The organism is Pseudomonas sp. SZ40 (genome assembly GCF_052958135.1).
Genome location: NZ_JBQWIF010000015.1, coordinates 43037 through 56409 on the forward strand (window position 1 = coordinate 43037; position 13373 = coordinate 56409).

The window sequence follows — 13373 nt, forward strand, 5'->3', positions numbered from 1 at the left end:
AATGCAAGGCGAAAACAGGTGAGGACGCGGAGTTTACGAGCTGTAAATGAGCAGTCCGAGCCTGTTTTTAACGCCGCAGTACCGACGCGCAGCAGACTTTGAACAGGTTCTTAGCGGCGCAGCTCGACCTCGGGAAACTGCATGGCCGCCACTTCGGCAAGCAGAAATTCGGCTAACCGCCCGAAACGCTCCTGCCCACGGCGGGCCTTGGGCCACACCAGATAATAGCTTTCGCCGCTGGACACGGCGGTCGACCAGGGTAGCGCCAGGTGGCCCAGCAGCACATCCTCGGCGACCATGGCCAGATCGCCGATCGACACGCCGTAACCACGCGCGGCGGCGACGATGCCCAGCTCCAGGGTGTCGAACACCTGGCCGCCCTTGAGCGACACCTGGTCGGTCAGGCCCATGGCCTGCAGCCAGCGGCGCCAGTCACGCCGATCGGGAGTCGGATGCACCAGCTCGGCCTGCTGCAGGCGGCTGACGTCCCACGGCTGCTCGCCGAGCACAGCAGGCGCGCACACAGGGATCAGCCATTCCTCGAACAGCCGCACGCTATGCCATTCGTTGCTGAAGGTGCCTGCGCTGAGTAACACGGCGCAGTCAAAAGGCTCATGGAGAAAATCCACACGATCGAGATCCATCCATGCGCTGGTGAGCTGCACCTCAAGGCCTGAATGCCGGGCGCGAAACAGCGACAGGCGCGCCAGCAGCCAGCGCATGGTCAGGGTCGAAGGCGCCTTCAGACGCAAGGTGCCGTCCTCCACGAGCAGGGTCGCGCATGCTCGCTCCAGGGACTCGAAACCTTCGTGCACGCCCGGCAGCAGCAGACTCGCCGGCTCCGTCAGGTGCACCGCCCGGCCGCGGCGCTCGAACAGCCGACAGGCGAAGTAATCCTCCAGGCTGCGAATGTGCCGGCTCACCGCGCTCTGGGTGATCGCCAGCTCATCAGCGGCACGGGTGAAAGAGCAATGCCGCGCGGCGGCCTCGAAGGCGCGCAGGGCATAGAGCGGTGGCAGGCGCCGCGTCACTGCATTGAACCATGAGTTTTAATCATGCCTTGCATCGCTATTTTCCTTTTGTGGGCACTGGCTACAAACCGGAGAATAGCCGTCATTGCTCATCTCCCGACAGTCTGGGGATGCTCACCCTACCGAAGTTTTACTCATCATGAAAAATCCCCTTGGTCACGAGCTGCGTGCGCTGCTGCGCCTGGCAGGCCCGCTGATTTCCGCGCAACTGGCCCATGCGCTGATGATCTTCACCGACACATTGATGATGGCCATGCTCGGCCCTGGGCAGTTGGCCGGCGGCGCGCTGGGCGCGACCTGCTACTTCATTTTCTCGATCTTCTGCACGGGGGTGATCGCCGCCGTGGGCAGCATGATCGCCATTCGCCACGGCGCTGGCGACCCGGAGGGCGTCACTCGCCTGCTGCGCAACGGCCTGTGGCTGGCCCTGCTGCTGGGCGTCATCAGCGCGCTGTGTCTCAATGGCCTTGGCCCGCTGCTGCCGCACCTGGGTCAGGATCCCGACGCCGCCAGTCAGGCCATGAATTTCCTGCGCCCGCTGTCGCTGGGCCTGCCCGCTTACCTGTGCTTTATGGCCCTGCGCGGCTTCACCAGCGCCATCGGCCGTCCCGGCCCGGTGATGACCATCAGCATCGTCGGCACCCTTGCCAACTTTGCCGTCAACTATGCGTTGATCAAAGGCTGGCTGGGCGTAGACCTGGGCCTGAGCGGTATCGGTCTGACCACCGCGCTGGTCAGCAGCGCCATGGCGCTGGCCCTGGGGCTGTACATCCTGATGTCGCCGAACTACCAGCGTTACAAGCTGCGCGGCGGCCTGGGTCGCCCGCAGCGCGCCGAAATCCGCGCCCTACTGCGCCTCGGCCTGCCGATTGGCGGCACCTATGCCGCGGAGCAAGGCCTGTTCACCTTTGCCACCCTGTGCATGGGCGCCCTGGGCAGCGTGCAGTTGGCGGCGCACCAGATCGCCATGCAGTCGGTCGCCCTGGCCTTTATCGTGCCCCATGGTCTTTCTTATGCGGTGACCTTTCGGGTCGGCATGCATTACGGCGCCGACCGCCTGCACATGTCGCGCCTGGCCGGCTACCTGGGCATGGGTATGGGCGCCGCGTTAATGCTGCTGTTCGCCCTGGCGTTCTGGCTACTGCCAGAGTGGATCATCGGCCTGTTCCTCGACCGCCACGATCCGGCGTTCGCCGATATCGTCACCCTGGCGGTGAGCCTGCTGGCGATCGCCGCCTGGTTCGAGCTGTTCGACGGCCTGCAAAGCATCGCCATGGGCGCGATACGCGGCCTTAACGACGGCCGTCTGACCCTGGTGATTGGTCTGACCGGCTACTGGTGCATTGGCGCACCGCTGGCCTGGCTGCTGGCCTTCCCGGCCGGCTGGGGCGCCCACGGCGTGTGGTGGGGCTTGGCTGCGGGCCTGGCGGTGACGGCGAGCGGCCTGGTGCTGGGCTTTCGCTGGAAGACTGCGCGCCTGCAACGGCCGAAAACCATGCAGGCCTACCAGTCATAAGCGGCTGCCTGCGAATCCGGATTGCAGCAGCTAGGGTCGACCGCTGAGCAGCGACTGGTGCTCGCCCGCCGACAGAAAGCGCGCCAGCTCGGCCAACGGCATCGCCTTGCTGACCAGATAACCTTGCACCTGATCGCAGCCGAACTCGCGCAGCAGCTGCAACTGCTCGACATTCTCCACGCCTTCGGCCACCACCTGCAGATCCAGGTTATGGGCCAGATTGATCATCGCCTGCACCAGTTGCTGGCTCTGCGGACGCAACTCCATGCCCGTGACGAAACTGCGGTCGATCTTCAACAGGGCGATGGGCAGATTGCTGAGGTGCTCGAATGACGAGAAGCCCGTGCCGAAGTCATCGAGAGAAAAGCGCACCCCCAGGTGGCCGAGGCGCCGCATGGTCTGCAGCACGTATTCGCTACGGCGCATCACGGCGGTTTCGGTGAGCTCGAACTCCAGCCAGCTGCTGTCGATACCGCAGCTTTCGATCAAGCGCTCCAGGGTCGGCAGCAACTGGCTGTCCTGGAACTGGCGGAACGACAGGTTGACCGCCATGTGCAGCGCCGGGTGGCCGCGCCCGGCCAACCACTGCATGTCACGCAGCGCGCGATCGATCACCCAGTAACCGAGCGGCACGATCAGCCCGCATTCCTCGGCCAGCGGCACGAACGAGCCGGGCATCAGCAGGCCATGTTCCTCGTGTTTCCAGCGCACCAATGCTTCCAGCCCGACGATTTCGCCACTGTGCAGGCACAGCCGCGGCTGATAGTGCAGCTGCAACTCTTCACGGCGCAGCGCCCGGCGCATTTCCCGCTGCAGATCGGCCTGACTGCGCAGGTTGCGATCCAGGTGTTCGTCATACAGGTGATAGGTGCAACCCTGGCGACTCTTGGCCTGCTGCATGGCGACATGGGCATGCCACATCAGCGTATCGGCATTGCTTGCCGGCTTGGCCTCGGCCACGCCAAGGCTGCACCCGAGCAGCAGGCTCTCGCCGTCGATCCAGTAAGGTTCGCCGAGGGCATCGGCGATACGCCGAACCCAGGACCGGGCGCGCCGAAGATCGCCACGGGTGTCGAGCAGCAGGGCGAATTCGTCACCGCCCAGCCGTGCCAGCTGGTCACCACGCCCCAGGTGCTGCTTGAGACGCGCCACCACCTGCTGGATGAGTTGATCGCCAGCCTGGTGCCCGAGAGCATCGTTGGCCTGGTGGAAGTTGTCGAGGTCCAGATGCACCAGAGCCAGGCCACGCTGGCTGTGATCGCCAAGGCGAGCGGCCAGCAGGGTCTGAAAGCCCTGGCGGTTGGCGATGCCGGTCAGCGCGTCCTGCTCGGTAAGGCGCTGCAGCGTGGCCTGCAAACGCCCCTGTTCGCGGACATAGCGCAGGCAGCGGCGCACCACGTCATCGCTCAACTGGTCGCGCACCAGCCAGTCACAGGCTTGCGCCGGCGCCTGCTCGGGTTCGTTATCCAGCAACAGGATGATCGGTGCGCGGCATTGTTCAGGGCTGGGCAGATGAGCCGGCGTGGTCAGCAGAACCCCATCGGGGCTATCGCCCAGCAACGCTTCGGCGGCTGGCCAGCTGGAGGCGCAGGTCAAGGGCGCCGGACCGCCAAGGGCCTCCAGGCGTTCGTGCAGCAACTCGCTCCACTGCGGCGTTTCAGCCAGCAGTATCAGGCGCAATGGCTCGACGAATGCGCTCAAGAAAACTCCCCGATACAAGAAAGTGCGGGCTGAAAAATGCCCCTGAGTGCGCCATATCCGACGTCAAATCAAGCACTTCCGTGTTAAACGCGGGACATCCTGCGACAAACGCGCCACGCCTACAAGCCCACAGGCGAAACTCCCCGCCAACCCCGTCACATAACGGCAAGGCATTGGCCATGGTCAGAGCACGGCTGTTGGTGGAGGCTAACTTCCTTCATCAAAGCAACGAATGACAGTCGACTTTCAGCTAAAATGCGTGGCCATTTCCCTTCGCGATAAACACGATGTCCCGACTCAATCCCCGGCAACAGGAAGCCGTGAACTACGTCGGCGGCCCTCTTTTGGTGCTCGCCGGCGCAGGCTCCGGCAAGACCAGCGTGATCACCCGCAAGATCGCCCATCTGGTACAGAACTGCGGAATTCGCGCCCAGCACATCGTCGCCATGACCTTCACCAACAAGGCCGCTCGCGAGATGAAGGAGCGTGTCGGCACCCTGCTCAAAGGCCCCGAGGCCCGCGGCCTGACCGTGTCGACCTTTCACAACCTGGGCATGAACATCATCCGCAAGGAATACGCGCGCCTGGGCTACAAGCCCGGCTTCTCGATCTTCGACGACGGCGACATCAAGGCGCTGCTGACGGACATCATGCAGAAGGAGTACGCCGGCGACGACGGTGCCGATGAGGTCAAGAACTACATCGACAGCTGGAAGAACGACCTGATCCTGCCTGACGAGGCCCTGGCCAATGCTCGCGGCCCCAAGGAGCAGACGGCCGCCATCGTCTACCTGCACTACCAACGCACGCTCAAGGCGTACAACGCGGTGGATTTCAACGACCTGATCCTGCTGCCGGTGAAGCTGTTCCAGGAACACACCGACATTCTGGAGAAGTGGCAGAACCGCATCCGCTACCTGCTCGTCGACGAGTACCAGGACACCAACTCCAGCCAGTACCTGCTGGTGAAGCTGCTGGTGGGCATGCGCAACCAGATCACCGTGGTGGGCGACGACGACCAGTCGATCTACGCCTGGCGCGGTGCGCGACCGGAGAACCTCAACCTGCTCAAGGAAGACTACCCGTCGCTCAAGGTGGTGATGCTCGAGCAGAACTACCGCTCCACCAGCCGCATCCTCAAATGCGCCAACGTGCTGATCGCCAACAACCCTCATGCGTTCGAAAAGCAGTTGTGGAGCGAGATGGGCATGGGCGACGAGATCCGCGTGATCCGCACCCGCAACGAAGACGCCGAGTGCGAGCGCGTGGCGCTGGAGATTCTCACCGAGCACTTGCGCACCCAGCGCCCCTACAGTGATTTCGCCATCCTCTATCGGGGCAACTACCAGGCCAAGCTGATGGAGCTGAAGCTGCAGCACCACCAGATCCCCTATCGCCTGTCTGGTGGCACCAGCTTCTTCGCCCGTCAGGAAGTGAAGGACCTGATGAGCTACTTCCGCCTGCTGGTCAACCCGGACGACGACAATGCCTTTCTGCGGGTGATCAACGTGCCACGCCGGGAGATCGGCTCCACGACCCTGGAAAAGCTCGGCAACTACGCCAACGAACGCAAGATCAGCATGTACGCCGCCAGCGACGAAATCGGCCTTGGCGAGCACCTGGACAGCCGCTACACCGAGCGCCTGGCACGCTTCAAACGCTGGATGGACGGCGTGCGCGAACAATGCGTGGTCAACGAGCCGATCGCCGCCATCCGCAGCATGGTGATGGACATCGACTACGAGAACTGGCTGCGCCAGAACGCCTCCAGCGACAAGGTCGCGGACGCGCGCATGGGCAACGTCTGGTTTCTGGTCGATGCCCTGAAGAACACCCTCGACAAGGACGAAGAGGGCGACATGACCATCGAGGACGCCATCGGCAAGCTGGTACTGCGCGACATGCTCGAACGGCAGCAGGAAGAAGAGGATGGCGCCGACGGTGTGCAGATGATGACCATGCACGCCTCCAAGGGGCTGGAATTCCCTTCGGTGTACATCATCGGTTTCGAGGAGGAAATTCTTCCCCACCGTTCCAGCATCGAAGCCGACACCATCGAAGAAGAACGGCGCCTGGCCTATGTGGGCATCACCCGCGCCAAGCGCAACCTGGCACTGACCTTCGCCGCCAAGCGCAAGCAGTACGGCGAGATCATCGACTGTTCGCCGAGCCGTTTTCTCAACGAACTGCCGCCCGAGGACCTTACCTGGGAAGGCATGGAAGAGGCGCCGGTGGAGGTCAAAGCCGCTCGCGGCAACGACGCCCTGGCCAGCATGCGCGCCATGCTCAAGCGCTGATACGAGCAATCGGTGGCCCCGGCCGAGCGCTACGACAGCCGGGGAAATGCTCCGGATGTCGCGCCGCGCAACCCAGGTCAGGTTTTCGCCGCGCCCAATACCTTCACGGGCACCTGCGTAACATTTCGTAGTCAGAATGAGAGGCCGGTAGTTGCCGCCGGCCATTCGTTATCGCCAAGCTACCTTTGCAAGAGGCCCGGAACCATGCGCACGCTCACTCTCGACCTCGATACCCTGACCCCGTTGATCAATGGTCGCGAAACCCTGGAGCACTGGCTCGACCTGGAGGCCGGTACGGTTCTGAGCCTGTCGCCGGACGATCAGGGCAGCGACGAACATCAGCAGGTCCAGCTGAACCCCGAGCGCTACGCCGCGGTGCCCAACCTCGACGTAGTCCAGCGCGTGGCCATGCGTGAGTCCTTTCTGTTCACCCTCAACGATCTCAACGCACACCCGCTGCTCAGCGCCGCACTGACCGGGCGCAAGCCGCTGCGCTCATTCGATTACGAAATCGACTACTTCCCCGTGCTACGCCAGCAATGGCAAGACTACGAACAGAAGCAACTGCGCGAATACGCCCTCAACTGGCTGTTCGAACTGGGCCTGGAACCGGCGCCGGACAAACTGCCACTGGACACCCGTGGCATTCCCAAGGACATCCTGCGGCGGCTGACCAAAAGCGCCTGAGCCGGACAGCCTGCCAGGGTCTGTTGACGTTTCACGCACGGCCGCGCCGGAGCCCTACGGGTTGCGCGGGAAATCTCGCCATGCGTCGTTGGAGGACTTGAAAAGGGAATGCCATTCCCTGCGTCCTCCGCCTAGCTTGGCGAGAGTTCTCGCGGCAACGCGGCGCGCGCTGAAACGTCAACAGACCCTAACGTTGCGGTTGATACACCGGCTGCACCGCCGGCCGGCGCAAGCCCATGGCCAGCAACGCGCCGAACACGGCAATCAGGGCACTGAAGAAAAGGGCCCGGTTCAACCCCTGCACCGGATCCTCGGTGGCATTGGCAACCGACACCAGAATGGCCAGGCCAAGCGCCCCACCGATCTGCTGCACGGTAGATGTCATGCCGGACGCCACGCCCTGCTGGCCGGTGGGGATGCCCTGCCCCGCGCACACCCACATCGCCGTCCAGGTCATGCCCTGACCCAGGCTCAGCAGCGTGATGGCCGGCAACAACTGCAGATAGCCGTCGACGCGAGCCAGGCCGAACGTCTGCCAGGCAATGCCCAGAGCGCCGGCCAGCAGCCCCAGGAGCAGCGTCACGCGCGGGCCGAAGCGGGCCAGCATCGGTTCGGCCAGAGCAATACCCAGCGTGCACACCAGGGTCGCCGGTAGAAACGCCAGACCGGTTTGCAGCACACTGAAGCCGTACACCTGCCCGTAGTAGATGGCCAGGAAGTAGTACTGAACCCCAAAACTGCTCATGAACACCGCAGTGATCAGCATCGCCAGCCACAGGCTGCGGCGACGTAACAGTTGCAGATGCATCAGGGGATCTGCGGCCCTGCGTTCGATCCACACGAACAACCCCAGCAACAGCACAGCCAGCCCGAAGGCACCGACAACTTCAGGCGTCGCCCAGCCCCACTCCGGCCCCTGGATGAATGCCAGCACCAGCAGGCTGCCCCCGGCGGTGACGCAAAACGCCCCAGGCAGATCGAAGCTGCGACCCTTGTCGAGCGGTGCGTCTTCGCCGATCCAGCGCCCCGCCGCCCAGGCGCAGCCGCCTGCCAGCGGCACATTGACGAGAAATACCGCCTCCCAGCCGAAGCCCTGGGTCAACACACCGCCCAGTAACGCCCCCAATGCCAGGCCGGCAGCCGATGCCGCACTCCAGATCGCCAACGCTCGATTACGCGCGGCCCCTTCGGCGAAGTTGCCATTGATCAGTGCCAGCGTGGCGGGGAACAGCATCGCCGCGCCAACCCCTTGCAGCGCCCGGGCCAGTACCAGCAGCCATGGCGAATCCGTGCAACCACCGGCCAGAGACGCCACGGCGAACAGGGTCTGGCCGATGCGATACATGCGGCGGCGACCAAGCAGGTCGGCGCAACGCCCACCGAGCAGCAGGCAACCACCGAAAGCCACGCTGTAGGCGCTGATCACCCACTGCAGTTGCTGCGCGGAGAACCTCAGCTCGTCGCCGATGCTCGGCAGGGCGACGAAAAGGATGGTCGCATCCAGGGCGATGATCAGTTGGGCGCAGGCGAGTAGCGCCAGCATCAGGCGGGGACGGGAAGACGGCATGCACAGAACTCTGCTAATGGACGGCTCTGCAGTTTCATTCATGCGTCACAGATGATAAATACGCTACAAATCCTTTCAATGATGATAAAAATCATGGATCTGAACGCCGTGCAATTGCTGCTCAAGGTGGCCGAGCTGCGCAGTTTCACCCTTGCCGCGCATGCCACGGGCCTGACTCAGTCCGGTCTGTCACGCGCCATCGCTCGCCTGGAGCGGGAACTGGGCACACGCCTGCTCAACCGCAATACTCGCAGCGTGAGCCTGACGCCCGACGGCACCCTGTTGCGCGACCAGTGCGCGCCCCTGCTCGCGGGCCTGGAGGATGCCGAACGGGAGTTGCTCGACCGCCGCTGCGAGCCTAGCGGCGTGTTGCGCCTGACCGCGCCTTCGGCCTTTGGGCGCATCGTGTTGCTGCCGCTGCTGGGCGAATTGAGCCAGCGTTATCCACAGTTGCACATCGAAAGCACCCTGAGCGACCGGGTGGTGGATATCGTCGAGGACGGCTTCGACCTTGCCGTGCGCACCGGGCGTATCGACGATCAGCGCATGATCGCCCGCCCACTCAGGGCCACGCGCTGGACTTGCGTGGCCACGCCCGCTTACCTCGCTCGTCGCGGCGTACCGCAGCACCTCGACGACCTGGCCAGTCACGATTGCCTGGCAGTACGTAATCCACGGGACGGAAAGCTGGTCGCCTGGCAGTTCATCGATACCGGTCGACCACGAGATGTGGAGGCCAGCGGCCGGCTGATCTTCGATAACGGTGACGCCCTGCTCGAAGCCGCTCGCCTTGGCCTGGGGGTCGCCCAGCTGATGGACTTCGCGGTGGCCGATGACCTTGCCGCCGGGCGCCTGATCGAAGTGCTGCAGCCCTTCGCTGGGCGCCAGCGGGAAATCGCCATCGTCTACCCACCATCACGACAACGCTCGCCACGGATCACCGCATTCACGCAGATCCTGTTCGAGCGCTGGGGCCGTGCCTAAGGTCTGTCGAGGTTTCTCGCTGCAACGCGGCTTGCGCTGCTAACGTCAACAAACCCTGGCCGCGATATTGGCTGCACAGGTACTGCCTGCGGGTCAGCCGTCGGACGCCAAGTGGCGAGCGGTGCGGTTTCGCTACAAATGATCGGCAATTTGAGGGAAAATCCGCCGCTTTGCTCTTGAGCCCAGAGGATCGATCGTGGAGTCGTTGAAACAGAAGATATGCAGTGAAGGTACCGTCCTGTCCGAGCAGGTGCTCAAGGTCGACGCCTTTCTCAATCACCAGATCGACCCACAGCTGATGCAGCAGATCGGCCACGAGTTCGCCGAACGCTTCAAAGGTCAGGGCATCACCAAGATCGTCACCATCGAGGCCTCCGGTATCGCCCCGGCGGTGATGGCTGGCCTGGAGCTGGGCGTGCCGGTGATTTTCGCGCGCAAGTACCAGTCGCTGACGCTCACCGACAACCTCTACATCTCCAAGGTGTTCTCGTTCACCAAGCAGACCGAGAGCACCCTGGCGATTTCCTCCAAGCACCTGAATGCCAATGACCACGTATTGCTGGTCGATGACTTCCTGGCCAACGGCCACGCCGCCAAGGCGCTGATCGATCTGGTCGGCCAGGCTGGCGCCAGCATCGCCGGTATCGGCGTGGTCATCGAGAAGTCGTTCCAGAGCGGCCGTGCAACGCTGGACGCCGAGGGCTATCGCATCGAGTCCCTGGCACGCATCCAGTCCCTGGCCGGCGGCAAGGTCACGTTCCTCGAATAGTCGTCGCCTTCAGCCCGCTCAACAGCAGCCTTTGGTACAGCTCCTCGCGCAAGCCGTCGGGCTGCTCCAGCGACATGCGCTGCAGGTGCGCGGGAAAGTCTTCGGCGGGCGGTGGATCGAGCGCCGCCTTGCCCAGTTCCAGCACTTCGCTCAGTCGGAACTTGCCCTTCAACCAGGTCAAGGCGCGCAACAAGTCCTGCTCCTCCGGGCTGAAATCGCTGCCCAGTGGATACTCCGCGAATGACGCCCCATGCCGATCGGCAATCGCCTGCAAACGCTCGGGGGTGTTGCTCGTGAAGCGCGGGTCGAGCTGAAAATCCTTCGGCAGTTTGCCGGCCTCGATGGCCTGTTCCATCAGCTGCGCCTGAAAGCGTGAATCACTGACGCTCAGCAAGGCCTCGATCACCTGCGCATCGGTCTTGCCGCGCAGATCGGCGATGCCGTATTCGGTGATCACCACGTCGCGCAGATGCCGCGGGATGGTCACGTGACCATATTCCCAGACGATGTTGGATGTCACCTCGCCTGCGGATTCGCGCCAGCTGCGCAGCAGCAGAATCGAGCGCGCATCCGGCAATGCGTGCCCCTGGGCGACGAAGTTGTACTGCCCGCCCACGCCGCTGAGCACGCGGCCATCTTCCAGCTGATCGGCCACCGCCGCGCCAAGCAGGGTGACGGTGAACACGCTGTTGATGAAGCGCGCCTCGACGCGCTGCAGGCGCTTGAGCGCCTCCTCGCCGTACAACTCGTTGATGAAGCCGATGCCGGTCATGCCGAAGCGACTGCGCTGCCCGGCATCCATATCGGCGAGACGCTGATAGAACGATTGCGGGCCCAGGAAGAAGCCGCCATGCACCCACACGCCATGCTTGGCCGGCGTCAGGTAATCGCGCAGGGCCGCCTGACTCAGTGGGTCGGAAAGTTCGGTGGAGCATTGCTGATCGGTCGGCAGTAGCAGGTTCTCGCCCTGCAGCTTGAGGTTGGCATCCAGCAGCCCGCCCTCCTGCATCCAGTTCAGGGTCGCTTCATCCAGGCGCTCCGGCAGCCCGGCGTCGAGCATGGCCTGCACGCCGCGTGGCTGGCCATTGGCATCCAGCGCACCGGCGCTGGCCAGACGCTGTACCCGCACGTCGGGGTAAACGACGCGGCGGATCACACCGGCGTCGGTCAACGCCAGCAGGCCATTGACGAACATCTCGCTGCAACCGTACAGCCCCACGTCGAACGGTTGCTGATCGCCGAGCAGCGCAGTCAGCGGATGCGCCTGACCGTCGTGCAAGTCGGCCAGCACCGCACGGTAGCTGGGGTTATCGGCGTGGCGCGCCAGCAAGGCTGCGCTGACCGCATCGCCCATCGCGCCAATGCCGATCTGCAAGGTGCCGCCATCACGCACCAGAGCGCTGGCGTGCAGGCCGATGCAGTGGTCCTGCACCGTCACCGGCATGTTCGGCGTGGAGAACAGCGTGCTGGCTTCGTTTTCCTGTAGCTGAATATCGAAGGTTTCACGGGGCAACTCGGCATCGCCCGGCATGTAGGGCAGATGGCCGTGGACCTGAGCGAGGCAGAGGATGGTTTCGCCGCGCTCACGCCTTGCCTGTAGCAGGGGCAGCAGGTCCAGGGTGATATCCGGATTGCAGCTCAAACTGAAATGGCCGGGCCGACTGCTGTCCTCAGCGACCAGTTGCGCTACCACGTTGACGCCCTTGGCGTTGATGTCGCGGGCAGCGTGGCTGTAATTGCTGCTGGTGTAATCCTGCTGGGCCGAGTCGCTATCGAGCAGGCTGCCGGGCTGCAGAAAGAACTGCTCGACCCGCACATTGGCTGGCAACGTGTCGCCCTGCAAGTCGGCGAGAAAGTCCAGCTCCGGATAATCGCCATATACACGCTCGACGAAGGGGTCGAGAAAGCGCTGCTGCAAATCCTGGCCAGCACGGGGCCGCCCCAGGCACAGGGCTGTGTAGATGGTCAGCTGGCGTTCGGGACATTCGCGCAGACGCGCGTAAAGGGCATTGACCCAGCGATTGGGTTTGCCCAGCCCCAGTGGCAGGCCCAGACGAATAGGGCCGTCGATTTCGTCAAGAATGCGCTCGACGGCTTGCTCGATGGAACACTGTTGGGGCATGCAGCTCTCCAGGCAGAATGGTCTCGGCAGTGTGCGTTGGACTGCCCGATCTGGCCTTTTGCTGCAATTTTGTCATCACTCTGAAATGACAAAGCCGCCCGAAGGCGGCTCTGATACGGCGTGGACGGGCCCTAGAGCCCGGACATCTTCTCGATGGCGGCGCGCAGTTCGTCGTCTGAGCAGTCACCACAGGTGCCCCTCGGCGGCATCGCATTGATACCGGCAATCGCCTTCGCAAGGATGCCATCCATACCGCCCTGCTCGTCTGCCCGGTTTCTCCAGGCAGCGGTATCACCGATCTTCGGCGCACCGAGCAATCCCGGCGTGTGGCAGGCCGTGCAGTGCCTGGCCACGATGTCGTCGGCGCTACGTGCGGCACCGCCGGTGACAGCCGCTACAGCTTCGACGCCTTTGCACGCCTGCCCGGAAATGCACACTTGCCCTACTGGCTTGATTCGCTCGGCAATCGCTTCGTCTGTAGTAGCCTGGGCATTCACGGCCCATAGCGCCAAGGCGATTGCCGGCACTACGAGCATGCTTCTGATTGGGTTCACACGTACGCCCTCATGGGTGGCTAGTCACGCTCGCGGCCACGGTTTCGCAAGCCCGAGAATTATAACGACTGCCCTACGGGGCCGGAATGACCCAACTTGTCGCAGGGTTATTGAACCCATGACGCAGATCAACGGCAGCGTGAAT

The 13373-nt window shown here is 63.6% G+C and carries 10 protein-coding genes; 5 read left to right on the forward strand and 5 right to left on the reverse strand.

Going from position 1 to position 13373, the window contains the following annotated elements; translation table 11 throughout:
* Positions 1-110 precede the first annotated feature (110 nt).
* Positions 111-1031: a LysR substrate-binding domain-containing protein gene (locus ACT9T4_RS13740; protein ID WP_499117481.1), complete on the reverse strand. Its 921-nt coding sequence runs from the start codon at positions 1029-1031 to the stop codon at positions 111-113.
* 139 nt (positions 1032-1170) lie between these two features.
* Here ACT9T4_RS13740 and ACT9T4_RS13745 point away from each other — a divergent pair, with 139 nt between their 5' ends.
* Positions 1171-2547 carry a NorM family multidrug efflux MATE transporter gene (locus ACT9T4_RS13745; protein WP_499117483.1) on the forward strand — a complete coding sequence of 459 codons (1377 nt, stop codon included), beginning with the start codon at positions 1171-1173 and terminating at the stop codon, positions 2545-2547.
* Positions 2548-2577: 30 nt separating this feature from the next.
* Here ACT9T4_RS13745 and ACT9T4_RS13750 read toward each other — a convergent pair whose 3' ends face one another.
* A complete protein-coding gene (locus tag ACT9T4_RS13750) occupies positions 2578-4248 on the reverse strand; it encodes a putative bifunctional diguanylate cyclase/phosphodiesterase (RefSeq protein ID WP_499117485.1) in 1671 nt (556 codons plus the stop codon).
* Between the two features lie 287 nt (positions 4249-4535).
* On the opposite strand from ACT9T4_RS13750, the gene rep reads away from it, so the two are divergent.
* Together rep and ACT9T4_RS13760 are read left to right on the forward strand one after the other, a co-directional pair.
* The gene (gene rep, locus ACT9T4_RS13755; RefSeq protein ID WP_042553250.1) at positions 4536-6545 is read left to right on the forward strand and encodes a DNA helicase Rep; all 2010 of its coding nucleotides are present in this window, start codon (positions 4536-4538) and stop codon (positions 6543-6545) included.
* 204 nt (positions 6546-6749) lie between these two features.
* Positions 6750-7232 (forward strand): UPF0158 family protein, encoded by a 483-nt coding sequence (locus tag ACT9T4_RS13760; protein ID WP_042553251.1) that lies wholly within the window; start codon positions 6750-6752, stop codon positions 7230-7232.
* A 187-nt stretch (positions 7233-7419) separates the two neighbouring features.
* Here ACT9T4_RS13760 and ACT9T4_RS13765 read toward each other — a convergent pair whose 3' ends face one another.
* Complete coding sequence (locus tag ACT9T4_RS13765; protein ID WP_499117540.1) at positions 7420-8775, reverse strand: MFS transporter; 1356 nt, start codon at positions 8773-8775, stop codon at positions 7420-7422.
* Positions 8776-8892: 117 nt separating this feature from the next.
* On the opposite strand from ACT9T4_RS13765, the gene ACT9T4_RS13770 reads away from it, so the two are divergent.
* Both ACT9T4_RS13770 and ACT9T4_RS13775 read left to right on the forward strand, forming a co-directional pair.
* Positions 8893-9783: a LysR family transcriptional regulator gene (locus ACT9T4_RS13770; RefSeq protein ID WP_042553253.1), complete on the forward strand. Its 891-nt coding sequence runs from the start codon at positions 8893-8895 to the stop codon at positions 9781-9783.
* A gap of 196 nt (positions 9784-9979) precedes the next feature.
* A complete protein-coding gene (locus ACT9T4_RS13775) occupies positions 9980-10552 on the forward strand; it encodes a xanthine phosphoribosyltransferase (protein ID WP_042553254.1) in 573 nt (190 codons plus the stop codon).
* Here ACT9T4_RS13775 and ACT9T4_RS13780 read toward each other — a convergent pair.
* Together ACT9T4_RS13780 and ACT9T4_RS13785 are read right to left on the reverse strand one after the other, a co-directional pair.
* Positions 10536-12674, reverse strand: coding sequence for an acetyl-CoA hydrolase/transferase C-terminal domain-containing protein (locus ACT9T4_RS13780; protein ID WP_499117489.1), 2139 nt, complete (start codon positions 12672-12674; stop codon positions 10536-10538). The genes ACT9T4_RS13775 and ACT9T4_RS13780 overlap by 17 nt on opposite strands.
* Positions 12675-12805: 131 nt before the next feature.
* Positions 12806-13228, reverse strand: a complete 423-nt coding sequence (locus ACT9T4_RS13785; RefSeq protein ID WP_082045755.1) for a c-type cytochrome — start codon at positions 13226-13228, stop codon at positions 12806-12808.
* Positions 13229-13373: the final 145 nt, after the last annotated feature.

Bases quoted from the DNA above. Each gene is read 5' to 3' on its own strand.
- ACT9T4_RS13760 (WP_042553251.1), top strand. From the start codon at position 6,750: ATGCGCACGCTCACTCTCGACCTCGATACCCTGACCCCGTTGATCAAT.
- ACT9T4_RS13745 (WP_499117483.1), top strand. From the start codon at position 1,171: ATGAAAAATCCCCTTGGTCACGAGCTGCGTGCGCTGCTGCGCCTGGCA.
- ACT9T4_RS13770 (WP_042553253.1), top strand. From the start codon at position 8,893: ATGGATCTGAACGCCGTGCAATTGCTGCTCAAGGTGGCCGAGCTGCGC.
- rep (WP_042553250.1), top strand. From the start codon at position 4,536: ATGTCCCGACTCAATCCCCGGCAACAGGAAGCCGTGAACTACGTCGGC.
- ACT9T4_RS13780 (WP_499117489.1), bottom strand. From the start codon at position 12,674: ATGCCCCAACAGTGTTCCATCGAGCAAGCCGTCGAGCGCATTCTTGAC.
- ACT9T4_RS13765 (WP_499117540.1), bottom strand. From the start codon at position 8,775: ATGCTGGCGCTACTCGCCTGCGCCCAACTGATCATCGCCCTGGATGCG.